This window comes from Enterobacter sp. PTB (genome assembly GCF_051130085.1).
In the GTDB taxonomy this organism is placed as follows: Bacteria; Pseudomonadota; Gammaproteobacteria; order Enterobacterales; family Enterobacteriaceae; genus Enterobacter; species Enterobacter ludwigii.
This window is the reverse complement of the sequence record NZ_JBDKEE010000005.1, coordinates 198,136-219,824: the sequence shown is the minus strand read 5'-3', so window position 1 is coordinate 219,824 and position 21,689 is coordinate 198,136. Positions and strand designations below refer to the sequence as shown.

General features: G+C 55.3%; 16 protein-coding genes and 1 pseudogene. 2 read left to right on the top strand and 15 right to left on the bottom strand.

Features of this window, described 5'->3' with window-relative positions:
- Nucleotides 1-25 precede the first annotated feature (25 nt).
- The gene (gene aspC, locus AAIR21_RS08710; protein ID WP_020884809.1) at nucleotides 26-1,216 is read left to right on the top strand and encodes an aspartate transaminase; all 1,191 of its coding nucleotides are present in this window, start codon (nucleotides 26-28) and stop codon (nucleotides 1,214-1,216) included.
- Between the two features lie 50 nt (nucleotides 1,217-1,266).
- On the opposite strand, the gene AAIR21_RS08705 is transcribed toward aspC, so the two are convergent.
- The 7 genes from AAIR21_RS08705 to cmoM all read right to left on the bottom strand — a co-directional run bounded on the left by AAIR21_RS08705 (nucleotide 1,267) and on the right by cmoM (nucleotide 11,905).
- Nucleotides 1,267-1,914, bottom strand: a complete 648-nt coding sequence (locus AAIR21_RS08705) for an MBL fold metallo-hydrolase (protein WP_020884810.1) — start codon at nucleotides 1,912-1,914, stop codon at nucleotides 1,267-1,269.
- Nucleotides 1,915-1,934: 20 nt separating this feature from the next.
- Entirely contained in the window at nucleotides 1,935-2,486 is a 552-nt protein-coding gene (locus AAIR21_RS08700) for a YcbK family protein (RefSeq protein WP_014169403.1), read from the bottom strand.
- 176 nt (nucleotides 2,487-2,662) lie between these two features.
- Entirely contained in the window at nucleotides 2,663-4,486 is a 1,824-nt protein-coding gene (gene ldtD, locus AAIR21_RS08695) for a L,D-transpeptidase (protein WP_183516499.1), read from the bottom strand.
- A gap of 177 nt (nucleotides 4,487-4,663) precedes the next feature.
- Nucleotides 4,664-9,115, bottom strand: coding sequence for a chromosome partition protein MukB (mukB, locus tag AAIR21_RS08690; RefSeq protein ID WP_020884811.1), 4,452 nt, complete (start codon nucleotides 9,113-9,115; stop codon nucleotides 4,664-4,666).
- Nucleotides 9,115-9,819 carry a chromosome partition protein MukE gene (gene mukE / locus AAIR21_RS08685; protein WP_014169400.1) on the bottom strand — a complete coding sequence of 235 codons (705 nt, stop codon included), beginning with the start codon at nucleotides 9,817-9,819 and terminating at the stop codon, nucleotides 9,115-9,117. Before mukE ends, mukB begins: the two co-directional genes overlap by 1 nt.
- Nucleotides 9,800-11,122 (bottom strand): chromosome partition protein MukF, encoded by a 1,323-nt coding sequence (gene mukF / locus AAIR21_RS08680; RefSeq protein ID WP_014169399.1) that lies wholly within the window; start codon nucleotides 11,120-11,122, stop codon nucleotides 9,800-9,802. The genes mukE and mukF overlap by 20 nt, the downstream gene beginning before the upstream one ends.
- 3 nt (nucleotides 11,123-11,125) lie before the next feature.
- The gene (cmoM, locus tag AAIR21_RS08675; RefSeq protein WP_020884812.1) at nucleotides 11,126-11,905 is read right to left on the bottom strand and encodes a tRNA uridine 5-oxyacetic acid(34) methyltransferase CmoM; all 780 of its coding nucleotides are present in this window, start codon (nucleotides 11,903-11,905) and stop codon (nucleotides 11,126-11,128) included.
- A 124-nt stretch (nucleotides 11,906-12,029) separates the two neighbouring features.
- On the opposite strand from cmoM, the gene elyC reads away from it, so the two are divergent.
- Entirely contained in the window at nucleotides 12,030-12,809 is a 780-nt protein-coding gene (gene elyC, locus AAIR21_RS08670; RefSeq protein ID WP_020884813.1) for an envelope biogenesis factor ElyC, read from the top strand.
- Here the strand turns inward: elyC and AAIR21_RS08665 are convergent.
- The 8 genes and pseudogenes from AAIR21_RS08665 to ihfB all read right to left on the bottom strand — a co-directional run bounded on the left by AAIR21_RS08665 (nucleotide 12,786) and on the right by ihfB (nucleotide 21,581).
- A complete protein-coding gene (locus AAIR21_RS08665) occupies nucleotides 12,786-13,679 on the bottom strand; it encodes a YcbJ family phosphotransferase (RefSeq protein WP_014169395.1) in 894 nt (297 codons plus the stop codon). The two genes, elyC and AAIR21_RS08665, sit on opposite strands and share 24 nt — an antisense overlap.
- Nucleotides 13,680-13,820: 141 nt before the next feature.
- Entirely contained in the window at nucleotides 13,821-14,567 is a 747-nt protein-coding gene (gene kdsB, locus AAIR21_RS08660) for a 3-deoxy-manno-octulosonate cytidylyltransferase (protein ID WP_014169394.1), read from the bottom strand.
- The gene (gene ycaR, locus AAIR21_RS08655; RefSeq protein ID WP_183516500.1) at nucleotides 14,564-14,746 is read right to left on the bottom strand and encodes a protein YcaR; all 183 of its coding nucleotides are present in this window, start codon (nucleotides 14,744-14,746) and stop codon (nucleotides 14,564-14,566) included. The genes kdsB and ycaR overlap by 4 nt, the downstream gene beginning before the upstream one ends.
- 45 nt (nucleotides 14,747-14,791) lie before the next feature.
- Nucleotides 14,792-16,021 (bottom strand): winged helix-turn-helix domain-containing protein, encoded by a 1,230-nt coding sequence (locus tag AAIR21_RS08650; RefSeq protein ID WP_020884814.1) that lies wholly within the window; start codon nucleotides 16,019-16,021, stop codon nucleotides 14,792-14,794.
- A 44-nt stretch (nucleotides 16,022-16,065) separates the two neighbouring features.
- On the bottom strand, nucleotides 16,066-17,043 hold the full coding sequence (gene lpxK / locus AAIR21_RS08645; protein WP_020884815.1) for a tetraacyldisaccharide 4'-kinase: 978 nt from the start codon (nucleotides 17,041-17,043) through the stop codon (nucleotides 16,066-16,068).
- On the bottom strand, nucleotides 17,040-18,788 hold the full coding sequence (gene msbA / locus AAIR21_RS08640) for a lipid A ABC transporter ATP-binding protein/permease MsbA (RefSeq protein ID WP_020884816.1): 1,749 nt from the start codon (nucleotides 18,786-18,788) through the stop codon (nucleotides 17,040-17,042). Before msbA ends, lpxK begins: the two co-directional genes overlap by 4 nt.
- Before the next feature lie 36 nt (nucleotides 18,789-18,824).
- Nucleotides 18,825-21,078, bottom strand: a pseudogene (locus tag AAIR21_RS08635) (ComEC family protein).
- Nucleotides 21,079-21,293: 215 nt separating this feature from the next.
- Nucleotides 21,294-21,581, bottom strand: a complete 288-nt coding sequence (ihfB, locus tag AAIR21_RS08630) for an integration host factor subunit beta (RefSeq protein WP_008499965.1) — start codon at nucleotides 21,579-21,581, stop codon at nucleotides 21,294-21,296.
- Nucleotides 21,582-21,689 lie beyond the last annotated feature (108 nt).

Here is a 21,689-nt window from a genome sequence, read left to right as displayed (position 1 = left end):
TCTGTAATCACAATGGAACTTCGTCATGTTTGAGAACATTACCGCCGCTCCTGCCGACCCTATTCTGGGCCTGGCCGATCTGTTTCGTGCCGACGACCGCCCTGGTAAAATCAACCTGGGTATTGGTGTATATAAAGATGAAACCGGCAAAACCCCGGTGCTGACCAGCGTTAAAAAAGCTGAGCAGTATCTGCTGGAAAATGAAACCACCAAAAATTACCTCGGTATTGATGGTATCCCTGAATTTGGTCGTTGCACTCAGGAACTGCTGTTCGGCAAAGGCAGTGCAATTGTGAGCGACAAGCGTGCGCGTACAGCACAGACTCCTGGCGGTACCGGCGCGCTGCGCGTCGCGGCGGATTTCCTTGCGAAAAACACCTCTGTTAAGCGTGTCTGGGTGAGCAACCCAAGCTGGCCAAACCACAAGAGCGTATTCAACTCTGCAGGCCTGGAAGTACGCGAATATGCTTACTACGACGCGGCTAACCACTCTCTGGACTTCGACGGTCTGCTGGCCAGCCTGAACGAGGCTCAGGCGGGTGATGTGGTGCTGTTCCACGGCTGCTGCCACAACCCAACCGGTATTGATCCAACGCTGGAACAGTGGGAACAGCTGGCGAAGCTCTCCGTAGAAAAAGGCTGGCTGCCGCTGTTTGACTTTGCATACCAGGGCTTCGCCCGTGGTCTGGAAGAAGACGCGGAAGGCCTGCGCGCTTTTGCTGCCGTGCATCAGGAACTGATCGTGGCAAGCTCTTACTCCAAGAACTTCGGTCTGTACAATGAGCGTGTCGGTGCCTGTACACTGGTTGCGGCGAACACTGAAACCGTTGATCGTGCATTCAGCCAGATGAAATCCGTGATCCGCGCTAACTACTCTAACCCGCCTGCACACGGTGCCTCTGTCGTTGCGACTATCCTGAGCAACGATGCACTGCGCGCTATCTGGGAACAAGAGCTGAACGATATGCGTCAGCGTATTCAGCGCATGCGTCTGCTGTTTGTGAACACCCTTGCGGAGAAAGGCGCTGACCGTGACTTCAGCTTTATTATTAAGCAGAACGGTATGTTCTCTTTCAGCGGCCTGACCAAAGAACAGGTTCTGCGTCTGCGTGAAGAGTTTGGCGTCTACGCCGTGGCGTCTGGCCGCGTCAACGTTGCAGGCATGACCCCAGACAATATGGCACCGCTGTGCGAAGCCATCGTCGCCGTGCTGTAAATTGCACCCATAAAAAAAAGCCTGCGTAATGCAGGCTTTTTTTATTCTGGTTACCAGACAGGCATTTCGTCCTGAAGGAACGGGTTATGGAGTCGTTCATAACCCAGCGTCGACATCGGACCGTGTCCAGGGATAAACGTCACATCATCGCCCAGCGGCAACAACTTCTGTTTAATCGACTGAATCAGCTGTCCGTGGTCGCCACGTGGAAAATCGCTGCGTCCTACGCCACCTTTGAAAATCACATCGCCGGAAATCAGCAGACGGGACTGGTCATCAAAGAAGACAATATGGCCTGGCGTATGCCCAGGACAATGCAACACCTGTAAAGTCACATTCCCTACGTTAACGCGCTCTCCTTCATTTAGCCAGCGATCGGGCGTCAGGGGCAGACACTCATCAAGGCCAAACATGCGGCTCTGGGCTGGTAAACCCTGCAGCCAGAACTCATCTTCTTTTTCCGGACCGATCACAGGCACACCGAAGTGCTGTGCCAGCTCCGCCGCCGCACCAACATGATCAAGATGACCATGCGTCAGTAAAATCTGCATCAGCGTGACACCGCTATCAGCGACTTCCTGCTTGATTTTCTCAGCGTCACCGCCGGGATCGACAAGCGCGGCCAGTTTGGTTTGCTCACACCAGATTAATGAACAATTCTGGGAGAATGCAGTAACCGGAATAATACGATAGTTCATACTGCTCCTGTGTTTCGTTATTACCAGTGCCGGACCGGACCGGTATCAATATGCACAAAGTTGCTACTTGGGTAATATCCTACACCACCTGCGCGCATAGATAACGCAGCTTTGCGAATATTGGCTAACGAAACGCCTTCAATATGGAAATCCATTGCCTGTCCCTTCGTGTGATAGCTTTTTTTCGCTACCCCACGGCTGTGGGCGCGCAGTTCATTATTGGTATCAACAGAGCGATAACCAGAAATAAGCTGCACTGGCTTGCTGGTACCCAGCAGGCCCTGAAGGCGGAATAACTGATCAAACAGTCCCGGGTCGATGGCTTTTATTTTATTCGCGCGGAAATCACGGAAAAAATGGTTAAGTCTTGCTAATTCATCCTGAATATAGCCTCTGCCATCGAAGAACTCCGCTTTTAACGACTCACCGGTGTGGAGATTGTTGAGCGTTAAAACTCGCGGACGAGGTGTCGAGAGGGTGGCAAATGCTGGCGTCGGCAAGATGGCCGCTGCGCCGAGCGCAACACCACCTAACGCCAGCAGTTTGCGGCGATTAGCGTCAAATTTGTCCATGATAATCAGGTCTACAGGTCAATGTTTATCGTAAATATGCTTAGCGCACGAAGGGCACCTTAACTGGCAAAGCCGACTACGTCAAGGCACCCAACCCCAGTAAATACGCGGCCTCCAGCCATATAGCCCCGTATTCACCATTACTTACGACAACCTATTTTCCCGAACTGCTTCATTTACCTGATTAATTGTTCAGCTTTTGGCAAAATTTGTGCGCCGGATCGCGCCGTGAGATCATAATTGTAAATATCTGTACGATACTGCGTCTGCCCGTCCTCACCCACAAACGCCGTCAGATAATAAAGATTGACCGGAATATTATGGCGAATATTAACGTAACGCGTATCCCCCTGCTTCAGGGCGTCAGAGATGCGCGTATCGTTCCAGCCTGCATCCTGCAACAGCATATTAGCCAGCTCCGAGGCTTTATTGACACGCACACAGCCTGAACTCAGCGCGCGGGTGTCTTTCTGGAACAGATTGTGGTTCGGCGTATCGTGCAGATAGATAGCATCTGAACTCGGCATATTGAACTTGTAGCGTCCGAGCGAGTTATGCGCACCGGGTGCCTGCTGGAACCGGAATGGCAGATTAGACGCGGTAATGGTTGACCAGTCGACCATATAGGGGTCTATCGCCTCTTTGCTGTTCCAGCCGCGCATCACCGTATAGCCATGGCGTTCAAGGTAACCCGGATCGTTCCAGACCTTGGGCAGAATGTCTTTACGTGCCAGCGTCGGCGGTACGTTCCACGGCGGGTTAACCACCACGTTGTTCAGGGCACTGCTCATCATCGGCGTTTTGCGATCGGGACGTCCCACAATCACGCGTGACGCCAGCACTTCACTGCCGTTCTGGTAATAGACCAGCGAATACGCTGGAATATTCACCATGATGCCGGTAGAGAGGGTCCCTGGCAGCAAGCGTAAACGCTGGATATTGAGCGCCAGCACCCCTGCCCGCTGCGCAGGTGAGACGTTCAGCCAGTCGCGCGTTGACTGGCCAATCACGCCATCAGCACCCAGCCCCTGAGCAGCCTGAAACTGCTTAACCGCTGCAACCAGCTCCCGATCGTAGGCCGCGGGCTTATCACTCAGAACGGCGGCTTTTTTCTCTTTCACCGGGGCTGACGGGCTGACAACGACGCTTTGTGCATCGTCACCCGGCAGGGCAATTTTAGGCCCGCTATCCAGAATACCAGAGCGTTTGAGGATCTCACGCAGGGCAGGCACATCGCTGCTCCACTGTCCAGGACGCAGCGTCGCGGTACCACGCATCTGCGGCCACGGACGTGAATCCCCGACCAGTTCCAGAAGCGACTGATGCATGGTCGCGTATTGCGGATGTGCCGGCGCGAGGCTCGCAATAAAGCGCGGCAGATCGCCACTATCCAGCGCCAGTTGCCACTGGTTAATTACCGACAGTGCCGGAGTCGCCAGCTTGTAAGGCTTATCGCTGTACAACCAACGGTTACCATTGACCGGAATACCGGCCACAAACTGGAGATACCCCATCATGGTATCGGAAAGCACCACGTCCCGCGCCTGCCCGGTGACAGCAGGATCGGTTAAGAGCTCAACCCATTTTGTGAACTGCGGCTGGAACCCTGCAATGGCGACTTCTGCCAGCTGTTGCTGGAAGGCGCGCACGGCATCACGGTTTTCCCACATGGGTTTCATGTCACGCGCCGCATAGAGCAGCGTGAGCTGGCTGGTATAGACAGGCGTGTAGCCTGCTGGCAGCCCAGACAGCAGCTGCTGGCGAAGCGATTCCGCGTCGATGCCTTCTGGCAACGGTTTAATACCGGCCATGATGGCCGTCGCAGGAGACTGCTCCAGCGGTTGAGACAGCGACGTTGGCTGTGTGCCAGTCGTTGCTGTGCTGTCAGTCGGCACAATTTCAGGCTCGTCGGCCTGAGCGGTTAACAGTGGAGCAAACGTCACTGCCAGGCATAAACTTAGCGCAGACAGCTGACGACCACATTTTTTCTTTAGCAACATCCCTTGCCCCCTGTTTTCACGACATGCCCATCACGTTGGGGCTTTCTTTTATTATAGGGTGACGGCAAACCTGTTGCCTTACCTTATGTAAAGAAGTTTAAAGATAACGCAGCCTTAAACACAAGTTAAGCGAAAAAAAAAGCGGCGCTGGTGCGCCGCTCACGGTTAGAAAACGCCTCAGGACGCGTCTGCCGTTGTTTCCGGTAAGGATTCTGGCGGCTGTGGGGCAAAACCGCGTAACCCGACCACGTGAACGTGTTCGGTATTCTGGAATACCTTACGCACCAGTTTATACGTGGTGCCTTTCTCAGGACTGATGTTCTCCGGCGCTGCGATAATGAGCTGCATATCAAGACGCTCACAGAGTTCAAACAGCGTGGCAATTGAGCGGGCGTCAAGACGCGCCGCTTCATCCAGGAACAGCAGTCGACATGGGGAGATATCTTTGCCGCGCAGACGACGTGCTTCATCTTCCCAGCTCTGGACCACCATCACCAGAATCGACATCCCGGTACCGATAGCTTCACCGGTAGAGAGTGCACCGGACTCCGCACGGAGCCAGCCGTCTGAACCACGGTTAACCTCCACTTCCATTTCCAGGTAGTTACGGTAATCCAGGAGCTCTTCACCAATGGTTTGCGGCGTGCGTTGCCCCATGTCAATCTGCGGATTAAGGCGTTGATACAGTTTCGCCAGCGCTTCGGAGAAGGTCAGACGGTTGCTGTTGAACAGATCCTGATGCTGTTCGTGCTGTTCAGACAACACTTCCAGCAGCGTCGAGTGCGCTTCACGCACGTTCACGTTCAGACGCACGCTGTTCACCTGACCAAACGATACGCTCTGCAAGCCCTGGTTCAGCTGGCGAATTCGGTTCTGCTCGCGCTGGATGGTTTTACGGATGATATTCGCCACGCTGCGGGAACTGATAGCCAGCTTCTGCTCGCGGGAGGTCAACTCTTCCGTCAGGCGGCCCAGTTCGATTTCCATCTGCTCAATGGCTTCGACCGGATCGTCGGTACGAATGATGTCCTGACGAATACGCTCACGCAGGTGCTGATAAACGGCCACGAAGAACTGGATCTTACGCTCAGGGCGTTTCGGATCTTCGGACATACGCAGCACATCGCGCAGGTGTTCGTTATCCGCCACCGCCAGACGCAAGGCACCCAGCGCCTTATCGGACATAGAGCGCAGTTCATCCGCAGAGAGATAGGCCAGCTCGCGACGATGCAGACGGCGTTCAACGTTATTGTCTTTCACCATCCGCATGACGGCGCACCAGCCCGCCTTCGCGGTCACGACCTGCTCACGCATTTCGTGATAATCACGCTCCAGCTTGCGCAGGCGACGAGTCAGGTTATCCATTTCCGCTTCACAGAAGGTCAGCGCTTTTTCCAGCTGATTACGACGTGCGCGGTTATTACTGAGCTGCGCATGCAGTTCATCACGACGGATACGCGCCCGCTCTTCTGCTCCGCTGTCAGCACGGACGCCAATGTCCTGTAACTCTTTCTGAAGATCGTTTAACAGCTCTTTCTTGGTGTCGAAGGAGCTTTTCAGCGAGGCCAGGACCTGATTGTACTGGTTCAGCTGTGCCGAGTGGCTACGCATCGCATCACGGGCGCGAGTACGTTCAGCTTCAGCCTGTTCAAGGCGCTGACGCAGCTTCTCATTGAGATCGCTGTTACCGCTCAGCATCTCCGCGGAATCGGAGTAGCCGAAGTGGGCCCGGCGCTGCACCACTTCCGTCAGGGCAAACGCCTGCTGGCGCGCTTCGCGCTGCACCTGCTGCGACCAGGCGTAATCTTCTTTTAACTGCTCGAACTGCTCCGGATCGCTCTGCAACACGGAGACCATTGGTTCGAGCTTCGCCAGCTGATTACCGTACTGCTGAACAAAACGTGCCGCTTCCTGAGCTTCATCCAGACGTTCCTGAATCTCATCCACGCGGTCAGCCAGCGTGTCATCTGCCAGCAGATTCAGGCGAGGCAGGATGCGGTTAAGGGCCGCAACGCCCTCTTTCGCCTGTTCGAACTGAACGCGGCTTTGCTGGTTGTCATTTTCATGGTTTGAGATCGCACGCTCAAGCTCGCCGCGACGAGTGTTGAGCTTGCGAATTTCGGCTTCCGGGTCAGCTTCAAACGCCACGCCCAGATGGCTGCCGATAAAGCGGCTGAACGCCTGATGAAGACGCTGGGTTTTCTGCACGTCAAACGACAGGGTCGCAAAACGTTCAGACAGCGTCTCACGCTCGGCGTGCAGACTTTCAATCCGGTTTTCACGCGCTGCGCGACCAAACAGCGGAAGCTCAGGGAAGCGAGAATAACGCCACTGACGATCGGCGATTTTGACGACAACCGCTTTTTCCAGCTCATCGACGCTGAATACGCTGTCATCGAACGACTGCGGGTCCCCTTCGATTAAATAGAGGTCTTCCGGGCAATCTTCCAGCCCTGCCAGCTGGTCAGCAATCAGCGACAGATCCGGGACCACAATCGCGTTACGTGATGGGCCATACAGGGCTGAGAAGTACGGCGCATCGTCCAGACCGACATCGTCATAGATTTCGGACAACAGCACGCCGCCAAAACGTTCAGCCAGGGCGTTCAGACGTGAATCTTCCGAACCACCAGGCTGGCTTAAGCGCTCAATCTCTTCATCGATCTCACGTTTACGGGCGCCGACTTCATCGCGCTCAACAATCGCCTCGCGCTCGCGCTCCAGCAGCTGTTGCAGATATTCGGTCACGTCCTGGCTGGACTCAAACTGTTCGCCGCACTGTTCACTGAGCTGGTTCAGGCTGCTTTGGGCAGCCAGCCAGACTGGTGCACGCTGCAGCAGCACCTTAGAACGGGACTGCAGCTGCTCCATCTCCTGGCGCAGCGTCATGCGCTGTTCACTGGCGTTGGATACGGAATCGGAAAGCGCAGCAATACGCGCTTCGAGCTCCTGATGCAGAGCTTCAAGATCGTCGAAATCGTAATTTTTGCCCTGGCGCTTACAGAACTCCGCCAGCATACGCTCGGCTTCCTGTTGTTCGCGAAGACGCTGTTCCAGTTCGTTCAGGCGCATACGCAGCGGCTGAACCTGCTCGGCCAGATGGCGCTGGTTCACACCGTCGCGCAGCAGTTCACGGGCAACTTCCCACGCTTCGTTACGCGCAAGCGGTCCGTTAATTGCCACAACCAGCTGGTACGCTTGCTCAAACTGACTGTGCGCCGTTTGCGCGACGCTCATCTTCTGTTCAAGCGAGAGCAGTTTCTCGGTCGCTTCCTGCTCTTTGGCCTGGAAGGTACCCAGCCACTGGTCAGCGCTTTCCGGGGTGAGGTCAGGCAGATGACACAGCTCTTTTGCACGCTGTAACGCCTGAAGTGCCTGGGTATACTGAATTGCACGCGTCTGCTGCACGTCCAGCGCCTGCTGGTAATCGGCCAGCTGATTTTTCAGCTCATCCACTTCCAGCTCGGCGGCCTCGGCACGTGCTTCGTTCTCTTCCTGCATGTCGGCAGCTTCCGCCACCACTTCATTTTGCTCTTCGAGACGAATTTGCAGCTCATCGAGATCCGCTTCGTAGCGCTCGATCTTCTCCTGCTGACGCAGGGCGGTCTGCACCAGGTTCAGGTGATCGCTGGCAGCCTGGTAATCGGCTTCCAGATCGCCTTCGGCGCCGTTGTGCTCGCCCAGTTCACGCGCCATTTCGACGTGCTTATACTGCTCAGCCACCAGCTGTTTACGGGAGGTGAACAGCTCGCGGCGGTACTCTAACGCCTGATCGAGATGGACACGACGTTCATTGGCGTGACGCATATAGTCCGCCGCCACGTAGTTGGTGGCCTCGCTAATCAGGTGCTTAAACAGGTCACGGTCAGACTGCGTCACGCGAATGGCTTCGAGCGTCATGCGGTTTTCACGCAGCGCGGCTTCCATATCCTGGAAGGCCTTACGCACGCCGCTGTTTTCCGGCAACAGGTAGTCGCGCAGGGAGCGGGTAATGGCGCTGGAGATACCACCGTACAGCGATGCTTCGATCAAACGGTAGTATTTGCTACGGTCAGACGCGCTGCGCAGACGACGCGCCACAACGCCCAGATCAAACATCAGGGAGTGGTAATCCGTAATGGAGTTGAACTGCTTGAACTGCACGCCTTCGATGGTTTCGAGCTTATCTTTCAGCTCCTGCAGCGTCAGCACGCGCGCCTGGCGCTCATTCAGGGTTTCCGTCAGCAGCGCTGTGGGCTGCATGGAGGTTGGCAGACCCTGGATGGCAAACGGTTTAATGTCCACTTTACGGTCACGGCCTGCGACCTGCTGCAGACGTACCCCCACCACCACACGCTGATGTCGGGAGTTAATGACGTCCAGTACCGAATAACAGACGCCTGCTTTGAGTTTACCGTGCAGGCCTTTATCGCGAGAGCCGCTGGTCGCCCCCGCTTCGGTGGTGTTACGGAAATGGAGCAGCGTCAGATCGGGGATCAGTGCCGTAACAAACGCCGCCATGGTGGTGGATTTACCCGCACCGTTACCACCGGAGAGCGTCGTAACCAGCTCATCCAGATCGAACGTCCGGGCAAAGAAGCCGTTCCAGTTAATCAGCGTTAGTGAGCGAAATTTACCGCGTTCAATCATTACTCTTCCTCCCCGCTATCCGGCAGATTCTCTTCATGCTCATCATCGAGCTGCAAATGGTTTTCCACCGGCATCGCTTCACCGTCGCGGATCATGCGAAGCTGCGCTTCACGCGCATCGTCGCCCGCACGCACATCGGCGCCGAAGCGGAAGACAGATTCCGTGATGCGGAATTTGCTGCTGTCATGGCCCATAAACCAGACCATGCCCAGACGACGCAGACGGTTAAGGGAAGAGCGAACTTTTTCCTGCAATTTCTGGCGGTCAAGATCCGAACCCGTGGAGCGGTTGTTCACCAGCTTAAGCAGCTTGCTCTCATCCGCCAGCGCCAGCAGCTCGTCGTAAAGCTCCTGCTGGGTGAAGATGCCTTCATTTGCCAGACGCTCCGGGCTGAGATAGAGGTAGCAAAGAATTTTGCCGACCATCATATCCAGCTCGGAGAGCACGGAACGCGGAATCAGGGTTGTGGAACGTGGACGCAGGTAGAAAAACCCTTCCGGTGCGCGGATAAGCTCCACGTTATAGCGGGCGTAAAACTCTTCCAGGTACTCCTGGAAGTCCATCAAAAAGGCGTGATTGTCCAGCTCGTCTAAGCCAATGTGACGACCGGCACGCAGTTGGCTGTCCAGCGCCGGAAACAACGGATTCGCCAGCGCCTGTGCCAGCTTAACTGGCATCACTTGTTCAATATTTGTCAATGACATGCGCCTGTACCTTGGCTCCGTAATCGTTAATCGGCTGCCACTTCGGCGGCAGCCCGGTGAAATCTGCTTGCGCGACGCCCAGACGCACGGCCTGGTCTACCACGATGCGGGCGATGTCGAAGTGGCGCGCACGAGGATATTGCGCCAGATAGTCGCGCACCACGAGCCCAAGATCCAGCGGCACTTGTCTGGTTTTGTAGACAGCGAGCTGTTCTTCGATCATCGCCGCAAGTTGCTCACGAATTTCGTTGAACTCTTCATATTCCAGATCCGGTGGCAGTTCACCGGTCACTTCTTCATCGCGCAGAGCCATCTCTTCGTCGCGCATATCCAGCAGACGATCGGCACTGGCGTAAGTCAGCGCCCATGGCGCATCGAAATAGGTCTGTACCGACTGGCGCAGACGCTGAGCAAAGACGCGGTTTTTATCCATATCGATCGCGGTACGGATAAATTTATGCACGTGACGGTCATAACCGATCCACAGGTCAATCGACTGCTGACCCCAGCTAATAATACGATCGAGTTTGCTCTGCAGGTCGAACACTAGACGGTCAATAAAATGCAGATCGTCATGGGCCATGGTCGCATCCTGGATGCGCAGCAGGTTCGCCTGAAGCTTATCCCCTGCCGCTTCCAGCGTATCCTGCAGTTCACGCAGCGTACCCGAGGTTTCCGACAGCAACATTTCACAGCTGGAGATGGCCGCACGCCAGTCTTTATTCAGCAACTGTGCGATATCGTCTTTTACCTGTTGCTGCTGTTCATCCATCAGACGCTGGGTCAGATCGATGCTGTCGAAAATCTCTGCCACCGAATATTTCAGCGGCGCATAGACGTTACGGTGCCAGTGGAATTCGTCACCGTTTTCATCCGCTGCATCGGCGGCGCGCTTAAGTTCACCCGCCACAATCGAGAGCTGCATGGAAAGACGCAGCGTGGAAAATTCACGCTGGCGGATGTAGTAATCGGTGATGCCGATACCCAGTGGCGTCAGACGATAGATGGCGTTTCCTTCCGCCTGCTCGCTGGTAAAGCGGTTCAGCAGACGTTGACGCACCATATCGTTGATTGCGTTGTTGGCACGCACGCTAATGGTTTCGCTGGTTTGCTCAAACGCATCACTGACATGGCGGAACGCATCCACCAGTTCACCCTCGCTCATTTCGCCATCCAGCCGTTCGCCGTTCAGCGTGGCAACCGCCAGCAGGAAAGAGAGTCTGTCTACCGGCAGCGAGATGGAGAAATCGTTTTTCCTGGCCCAGGCAACCAGTTCGGGGACTGTCTGGGAAAATTCACTCATAGGTTATCCTTGCATCTGCGGCTTGTGCGCGGTGACGTGAATATAGCGGCCAAGACTGACAAAAGGTTCCTGACGACAATACCGCGTTTCTAATTCTGTTAAGGTGTCAAAACAGTCACGCTGTTTGTGTTTTTCACGCAGATAATCATGAAACACCCTGACGCCCGTTTTCCCGGTTATCTCCCAGCCAATCTCTTCCAGCCAGCCATACACCTGCTGCGGATCGCGCGGATAATCCGGGGAAAGCGTGCGTTTTTTCTTTTTTGGCATCCCGACCTGAACATAGTCGAAGTTACCCGCAACCATGTTGTGCATCAGGAAGCCGTTAGCATTGTAGAACATCAGTGACAGCGTACCGCCCGGGCGCAACATCGACCACAGGGTGCGTAACACGCTTTGCGGATCGGCAACCCACTCCAGCACTGCATGAAACAATATCAGATCAACCTGGGTTTCCAAATGCTGTGCGATGTCCTGAGCGGCGCATTGTATAAAATGCATGTTGTCGCTCACACCTTTCTCTTCTGCGGCACGCGTCGCACGCGCGATCATCTCAGCAGAAAGATCGCAAAGCGTTACGTGATGACCGCGCTGGGCCATTTTAATAGCCGTCTGCCCTTCACCGCCGCCAGCGTCCAGCACGCGCAACGTTTGCCCCTCAAACGAGGCCAGGATGTTGTCCAGATCCTGCCAGAGGATCGTCTGACGCAACTGCCCTTTCGTGGTGCCATAAATGTTGCGCGAAAACTTTTCCGCGATGTCATCAAAATTGCGATCCCGCATTGGGAGAGTTCCACTCGCTAACTGCAAAACCGCTATTTTGTCACACCCGCGCGGAGAATGAACCTCTCTGGTGTAATATCACGAGTAATCACCTGCTATATGGTTAAAAAAGGAACCAAAAAGGATGCTTTTTACCCTGAAGAAATACATTGGGGGGATGATGCTTCCCCTTCCACTGCTGCTTATCATCATTGCGCTGGGGCTGGCGCTGGTGTGGTTTAGTCGCTTTCAGAAAAGTGGCAAAACGCTTATTACCGTCGGCTGGCTGGTCCTGCTGCTGCTGAGTCTGCAGCCGGTCGCGGATAGCCTGTTACGTCCTGTCGAAAACAGGTACCCGACATGGCAGGGTCATCAGGAGGTGAAGTATATCGTGGTGCTGGGTGGGGGTTACACCTGGGATCCGAACTGGGCGCCCAGTTCAAACCTGATTAACAACAGCCTGCCTCGACTGAACGAAGGTATTCGCCTGTGGCTGGCGAATCCGGGATCGAAAATGATCTTTACCGGTGCGGCGGCAAAAACAAACCCGGTCAGCACGGCCGAAGCCGGAGCCAGAGTGGCTGAATCGCTGGGTGTACCGCGTTCCGCTATTATCACGCTGGACAGCCCAAAAGACACCGAAGAAGAAGCTGCTGCCGTGAAGCAGGCGATTGGCGATGCCCCGTTCCTGCTGGTTACGTCCGCCTCGCACCTGCCGCGGGCGATGATTTTCTTCGAAAGAGTTGGCCTGCATCCCCTCCCCGCGCCGGCTAACCAGATGGCCATCGACGCGCCGCTTAACCCATGGGAACGGGCGATCCCGTCCCCGGTATGGCTGATGCACAGCGATCGTGTCGGTTACGAAACGCTTGGACGCCTCTGGCAATGGCTAAAAGGCGCGTCAGGCGAGCCAGGGCAGGAGTGATTTCGTGGCGAGATCGAAGTTGGCGCGATTAAAACGGCCAGTATTGACCAGTTGCGCCACTTCATCCCAGAGCAGATAGAGCCAGCGGCGCCAGAGAAACGCTTCTGCAACCGGCGCGCGCTGGAGATAATGCCAGAGTAACCCCTCTGCGGCCCCGCTGTCGCTGAGCCTGAACAACTCGTACTCGCGCGGTGCCCAGAGCATGATTCCCGGCCCTACCATTGCCAGAAGCTGGTCGCTGCGAGGGTCTTTCAGCATGCTGCGCAGGGTAAAATTGCCGTGAACCAGCACGCAGTTGTCGTTAAAGCCGTCAAACAGCGCGGGCAAACACTCCCGGGTGCGGAACAAAATACGTTTGTCCTGCATGGTCAAACCGGTGTTATTAAACTGGTTAAGGGTGCCCCACAACACTTCGACCCGCTGGCGGTACCACAGTGGCCACAGGTTTTCCTGGGTGCTGTCTACCGGCCCGACGAGCCCACCGCTGTCTTGTCTGTGCCAGCCCAGTAGCGCCTCGACAATCTGATCTTTCAGCTGTTCCCAGCGTTCCGGTGAACGAGCAGGCGCTTCCACAGGCACGCCACGTAACCGCTCAATCAGCAGGACATCGGGGCCGGGGTGTTCTTCATGCGTCATCACGCCATACACCGTCGGCATGCGGACGGTCCCTTGTCGCGCAAGCATCGACATTTTCCAGGCCAACTGCCTGGCAACGCCCGGCGAGGTAAAACTTCGGGCCATCAGCGGCATTGGGTTTCCCTGGCTGTCATATAACGACCAGAGTGCGGTATCTGCTTTTTCGTTCACACACTCAACCCTGCTTAACTTCTCACCCAGCAGATGGCTCAGTTCAGCACGCAGCTGTTCCATATGAGATTACCCCCATTAAGACTACTGCTTTTATAATGAGCGCGCGGACAGAAGATGTCACCCGACAGAGATCAATTATGGAAAAGAAAGGGAAAATAACCGGGAGAGAACATCCCCCCGTAAGGAGGGATGCGGGCGCTATTAACGCAATTCGGCGCGGACGCGCTCAAGATCTTCCGGGGTGTCAACACCCGTACCTGGCACTTCCTGCGCAACGGCAACGTGGATTTTTTCCCCGTACCAGAGCACGCGGAGCTGCTCCAGCATTTCGATATGCTCCAGCGGGCTGGGTGCCCAGGTGACATAACGACGAATAAAGCCAGCGCGGTAGCCGTAGATCCCCAGATGACGCAGGAATGAATCACCAATGGTCTCTTTTGAAACCGCAAAACGATCACGATCCCAGGGAATAGTGGCGCGAGAGAAGTAGAGCGCATAGCCCTCGGCATCCATCACCACTTTCACCGCGTTCGGATTAAACGCCTCTTCAGCGTGGAGCACAGGTACCGCGAGCGTAGCCATACCGACCTGGCGCTGCGCCAGGTTTTCCGCCACCTGGCGAATAATGACCGCCGGGATCATCGGCTCGTCGCCCTGCACGTTAACGATGACCGTATCATCACTAAAACCGCATTTCTCAACCACTTCTGCCAGCCGCTCTGTGCCGGACTGGTGATCGGCGCGGGTCATGCACACTTCTCCGCCAGCCGCCTCAACCGCACGGGCAACGTCCGGATGATCGGTTGCCACGATAACGCGCTCAGCACCGGACTCACGCGCACGTTCAAGGACATGCACAATCATCGGTTTGCCGTTGATATCCACCAGCGGTTTACCCGGCAGACGGGTTGATGCATAACGCGCAGGAATAATGACAACAAAACTCATGGTTTGCTCTCTTCTGCCACCAGGGAGCGGGCTTCGTTTTCCAGCAATACCGGAATACTGTCGCGCAGCGGGAATGCCAGACTGTCCAGCTTGCAAATCAGCTCTTGTTTGTCCTGGCTGTAATAAAGTTTGCCGTTGCACACCGGGCAGGCAATAATTTCAAGTAAACGGTGATCCATAGTTCCTCCGTATGGGTAATCGCTAAAGCTTAACACATTCCTTTTTCAGGGAGTGTCTGTTTCCCAGCCACGTCGACAGGTGCTAAACAACCCGTCAGGCACCCGACCCAGCGCCACGTCGTGGGCCCCCTGCCAGCATGCGAATTCGCTAATGGCGGAGGTTAATCCTTTTTCCAGCGCCGCTGTGGTCTGGATCCCCTCTTCAAGATAGAGCGCGATAATCTCCAGCGTGCCGGTTTTGCGGTGCATTTTAGCGTCCATTCGACCGACCAGTTGCCCTTTGTGCAGCAGAGGCAACACAAAGTAGCCGTACTGACGCTTTGGCGCGGGGGTGTAACACTCAAGCCGATAGCTGAAATTAAACAGCTGTTCGGCCCGTTTTCTGTCCCACACGACCGGATCGAAAGGCGATAACACCGCGCTGTGGGTTGCCTGAAGCTTACTGTCCAGAGCCTGGGGTAAGAGCGGGAGGAGATCCGAATGCAGCCACATGTCCCCGAGGGTTTCTACCGTGACGGGGATAACACGATGTTCACGCTGCCACATTTCCAGCAGCGGTTTCAGGGCCGGCTGGCGAAGGCGATAGTAATCCGCCAGCCACTGCGGCCGGAAAATGCCCAGACTGCGGGCGCTGTTTTCCAGCATGATGGCTTCCGCTGCCTCCTGGGTGAGTAAGTCACGCTCATCGTCCCAGTGGGGCATCACGCGGTGCGTCAGGTCATACACGCGCTGAAAATTACGCCGTTCAATCACCATGACTTTGCCGGACGTAAACAGTCCTTCAAGGTGGCGTTTGTGCGGCTTCCACTCCCACCAGCCGCTGGTCCCTTTTCTCGGATGTTCAAAATCGGCGGAACGTACAGGACCGTTTTGCTGAATATGCTCGATAAGCTGTGCAATTTCAGTCGCGTGCTCCTGCATCCATTCCTGGCGGTATTTCCAGCCCATCTTTTCGGGGGCCAGCATGCGATGGCGAACCAGGGCAAAATCGCTGCGCGGCAGGAAACAGGCCTCGTGCGCCCAGTACTCCATTAAGTCCCCCTTACTGAGCGCGTCATCCAGCCACTGAGGCGGATAATTCCCCAGTCGACTAAACAGCACAAGGTAAGGGCTACGGGCCACGATATTAATGGTGTCAATTTGAAGGAGCGACATGCGCTGAACGGTAGAGAGAATATCGGCGGGCTGCGCGCGGCGGCGGGGCTTTTTGAGCAGCCCCTGTGCGGCAAGGTGCAAATGACGTGCGGCTGAAAGCGAGAGTTGCGGTAAAGACATGCGTTTTCCTGTCAGTCAAAGCGCCACCAGAACCGCGTAAGCCATTACTGCACTAACGCAATCAGTTCCTTGAGCAATTGTTCCGGTTGCTCACCGCTGAGTTCAGCGTCAACCGGCAGATACCACCAGTTATCCTTCGCAAAGGCACGGCATTTCACCGCATCTTTTTCAGTCATGATTAGCGTCTGCCCCGGAGCAGTCAGAGCCGCGACCTGATCTGGCACCAGCGCCTGATGATCGGCCAGCGGAACGCGTTTTTCAAGCCGGGCACCACACTGTTCCAGCGTCGCGAAGAAACGCGGAGGATGACCGATACCCGCCATGGCCACCAGCGCGGGTAACAACGAGACAGTACGGCGCTCTCCGGTCAATAGATTCACCGCCATTCCCGGCCTGAGATGCATAGGGATCTCACCCGGTTTGGCCTCTCCACCGTTAACAATCACCGCATCAACGGACCTGAGACGCGAAGCACGTTCGCGCATTGGTCCGGCGGGTAGCCACCAGCCGTTACCGAACCGGCGAACCCCGTCAATGACCACAATCTCTTTATCACGCGCCAGCGCGTAATGCTGCAGACCATCGTCAGTAATAATAATGTCTACCGTGTGTTCGGCAAGAAGTGCCTGAACGGCATCACTGCGTACCGGGGAAACCGCAACAGGTGCACCTGTACGCTGGTATATCAATACTGGCTCATCACCCGCTTCAGCGGTCGTAGTTTCCGCGGTCAACAACAGGGGATACTGCGCCGCTTTTCCGCCATATCCACGCGATACCACGCCTGGGCGTATACCGCGTTTTTGCAGTTGCTCCACCAGCCAGATCACCACCGGTGTTTTACCGTTGCCGCCAGCCGTCAGGTTACCCACCACGACAACCGGCACCGGCGCGCGCCATGCTTGCTTCAACCCCAGACGGTAAAGCAGACGAATGACGCCGCTCACCAGGCCATAAAGCCAGGAAAGCGGCAGAAGCAGCAGCCACAGCGGTGATTCACCGGACCAGATGCGTGCAATCATTCGCCGAATTGCATCTTATGCAGTTGGGCGTAAACGCCGCGGTGCGCCAGCAAATCAGAGTGGCTTCCGCGTTCGACAATCACGCCATCTTCAACAACAACGATTTCGTCAGCCTGCTCGATAGTCGACAGACGGTGCGCAATCACCAGCGACGTACGGTTCTTTTGCAGCTCATCCAGCGCAGACTGAATGGCACGTTCAGATTCCGTATCCAGCGCAGAGGTTGCTTCATCCAGAATCAGAATCGGGCTATCACGCAACAGCGCACGAGCAATGGCGATACGCTGGCGCTGGCCACCGGAGAGCAGTACACCGTTCTCACCGATAATGGTATCCAGACCGTTATCCATCTTGTTGATAAAGTCCATCGCATAGGCCATACGAGCGGCCTTTTCAATCTCCGCACGGCTGTACTCTTCTGTACGCGCATAGGCAATGTTATTTGCCACAGTATCGTTGAAGAGATGCACATTCTGGGAGACCAGCGCCACCTGGTTACGCAGCGACTGCAGGGTATACTCCCGCAGGTCATGGCCATCCAACAGGATTTCACCCTCGTCGATATCATAGAAACGGGTGATCAGGCTGGCGATGGTGGATTTACCTGAGCCGGAGCGGCCTACCAGCGCAACGGTTTTACCCGCGGGAATGGACAGGTTGATATTACGCAAAGCCGGCGTTTCGCGGCCAGGATAGGTGAAAGTCACATTGCGGAATTCAACATCGCCGTGGGCGCGTTCAATCTCGCGTTTACCTTCATCTTTCTCCTGTTCGGTATCCAGAATGCTGAACAGGGTCTGGCAGGCAGCCATCCCGCGCTGGAACTGAGCGTTGACGTTCGTCAGTGATTTCAGCGGACGCATCAGGGCAATCATCGATGAGAAGACCACGGTGATGGTACCTGCCGTCAGCGTCTCCATCACGCTCGGGAAGCTGGCCGCATACAGAACAAAGGCCAGCGCCAGAGAAGCGATCAGCTGGATGATAGGGTCAGAAATTGAAGAGGCCGAAACCATTTTCATCCCCTGCAGACGCATTTTGTTGCTGACTTTATCAAAGCGTTTGGTTTCGACTTCCTGCCCGCCGAAAATCAACACCTCTTTATGCCCTTTCAGCATCTGCTCAGCGCTGGTCGTAACCTGGCCCATCGTGTTCTGCATATTCTTACTGATGTTGCGAAAACGCTTTGAAACGACGCGAATAGCAATAGAGACAACCGGTGCCAGCACGATAAGGATCAGTGACAGCTGCCAGCTGTAATAGAACATCATGATGAACAGACCGATAATCGATGCACCTTCACGCACCACGGTAATCAGCGCGTTGGACGACGATGATGCCACCTGCTCGGAGTCGTAGGTAATACGTGACAGCAAGGTACCGGTAGACTGCTTATCAAAGAACGCTACTGGCATGCCCATCATGTGGCCAAACAGCCGACGGCGCATGGTCATAACGACTTTCCCGGAAACCCAGGAGATACAGTAGCTCGAAATGTAGCTGGTGATACCGCGTAAGATCATCAGTCCAATAACCACCAGTGGCATCCATATCAGCACTGAGCGATCTGTTTTACCAAAACCGTCATCCAGTAACGGTTTGAGAAGCGATAACATAAACGTATCGCTGGCTGCGTTGAGAACTAACGCTACACCCGCCACGATCAAGCCTGCTTTAAAAGGTGCAATCATCGGCCAGAGTCGGCGGAAGGTTTGCCACGTGGAGAGATCTTTGTCGTTATGCATTCAAAAAACCAGCATCTGTTGAAATAGCCGCATATTCTACCCGTTATCTCCGGGCGCGCCAAACCACTGATGATACCAACGCGGTAAATATTCATCACGTACGCGCTGTATTTGCCATCGATGTTGCGAGAATGTCACCGATATTTGTCCAGAATGGGGGGTATCGTGCCAGATATAGCCCTCTTTTCGATAACGTCTGATAACTTTTGCCGACGGAAAATGCCATGCGTTATAGCGGGCCGCAGAATCTCCCCTCTACCCGCTGTACCAGTGGCAATGATGAAGACGTATTGCTGCCATGATGGGGTACCTGTATTACAGTGGACGTCAGATGACGCCAGTAATGGCTAAGCATAGTCTGTTCCGCTGGCGCTTCAATATCCCCCGTAAGCAACGCACTCTGCTCACCATCGTCGATTTTTACCACGCAGGAGCGATTGTTCCCCCTTTCGGAATAGCCCTCAGGTGGCCAGTGGACGGTGAAGGTTAACCCTTCCCACATCCATCTCTGCCCGCGAAAACAAGGCCGATGTTCCGCCCGGCCTAACGGGCTTCTTATCCATAACGTGGGCCATGTTTTTTGCAGCGTCGCCAGGCCGCCCGCATGGTCGAGATGCTCATGACTGAGGATGACGCCTTCTGGTTGCAAATGGTGCCAGCGTAGCCACGGAATGATTAACTGCCGGGCGCTATCACCACCCGGCCAGGCGAGCCCGGTATCATAAAGAAGGGCTTTACCGTGGCGTTCAATGACCATTGCCAGTCCCTGCCCAACATCCAGCATATGCAGTGTCCAGCCCTCACTTCTCACCGTTCGCCAGAGTGGAAATGCCAGTAAGACACTCCCTGCCAGACAAACGGCAGGAACGGATTTCCAGGCATGAAAGCGCCAGCCAATAATGGCAAGCCAGGGCAATAACGTCAGGTATTGCCACCGTTCATCTACATTCTGCCAGCCATCCGGCAAGCGCATCAGCATCCAGAACAACCCCCCCAGGGATTTATCGGCTGCAAACCAGAGGGCACTTTCCAGCGCCGTCAGCGGCAACAGATGAAGCAACATTCCGGAAAGGATCAGCGGTACGCAGACAAAAGTGACCAGGGGGACGGCAAAGAGATTAGCCACCAGGGAAGAGAGGCTGAATCCATGAAAAATCAGCACCTGTAATGGCATGAGCAGAAGCAACATGCCAGTTTGCAGATAGAGCAGATTCACCAGAGGCTGTAACCAGCGAACCCGGTGCCCGCGGGGAAGAGGCAGCCACTGAAACCAGAAAATCAGCGCGGCGACGGCAAACGCTGAAAGGGCCAGACTTTGAGAAAGCACGGCTAAGGGATCGCTTATCAGGATTGCCGCGATACAGCAACACCACACCTGCCAGGGAGACCACTGACGGGCGCCAATGCGCAATGCCGCCAGCACGGCAAGTGCGATAACCGTTCGCAATGCGGGCGGTTGCAGCCCGGTAAGCCAGGCGTAGAAAGCGGCAAAGAGCAACCCGGCCAGGAGAGGAATCTGCCAGTGGATCCAGTGGCCCGGCATCAAGAACTGAAGCCCACGCGCAAGTAACCAGATGATGGATGCGGCCAGCGCAATATGCAGACCCGAAATTGCCATCAGGTGCAGCGTGCCGGTGTCGCGCATCAGATCTTTAATTTCCCGGGGCACCTCCAGACGTTCTCCCATCCCCAGCCCAAGCATAACCGCGCCCCAGTGAAAAGCAGAAAGCCGGTGTTGCAGTGACATCAGGTACTGAGCACGCAAGCTGCAGTTTTCATCGACGATTTTCGCCTGCGTAAAACGTCCGCTGAGCGTCTGGTGCCGGGCAAAGGCGCTTCGCTGGGGATCATATCCCCCGTCGTTTAGCTCGCCATGCACAGGCCGGAGCCTGAGCGACATAGCCCAGCGCTGACCGGCACATACCTTTTGCGGCAGGTAATTGCCATACAGCGTCACGCCCGTGGATGCCCACCAGCGCTGACCATCGATACGCAGAATGTTGCCCTGATGCATTGTTGCACCATCAGTGGCCGTGATTTCTATCTCTGCCTGCACTGCTCCCGTCGTTAAATGTTGCATCGGCCAGACGCTTTCCTGCGCAGCAAGAAGACCCCAGACACAAAATAACACCATGATCCCCATATACTTCAGGACGTTGTGTCGCTGGGCGGCCAGCGCTATCCCACCGGCTATCATTACCCACACGGTATGACGTTCAGGCAGGACGGGTAACCAGAGTAACGGCATGATCGCCAGAATGGCGCAAAGACTTATCGCGGGAATGCCCATTACTACCTCCCTGTTTGAGGGTGACAGTATGGAAGCATGCAGGGTGAGTCGTCAGCCAGAAGAAACGCGGTTTACAGCGGGCGCTGAAGCATTTTTATCCGTTTGCAGAAAACAAAAGGAAAATTGCGCGGCATCTTCAGAATAAAAGCGACAGGCACAAAAAAAGCACCCGCAGGTGCTTTCTTTCGAACCCAGTTTAGCGCTGATGGCTAAACTCAGTTGCCGTAAATGTTGGCGCGATCGCGCAGTTCTTTACCCGGCTTAAAGTGTGGAACGTACTTACCTTCCAGTTCGACTTTATCGCCAGTTTTCGGGTTACGCCCGGTACGTGGAGCACGATAGTGCAGAGAAAAACTACCGAAACCGCGGATTTCAATGCGCTCGCCCTGGGCAAGAGTGGAGGCCATATGCTCCAGCATCTCTTTTACGGCATCCTCCACTGCTTTCGCAGGGATATGCGGTTGCTGACTGGCAAGTCTTTCAATCAATTCTGACTTGGTCATGATTCCTCCGGTTCCTTTCAAACCAATTAGCTGAACAGCTCATTAAACAAGGGCGGCCGTAGCCGCCCTTTGTTATTGATTACAGGACGAATCCTCTAATCTGTCAAG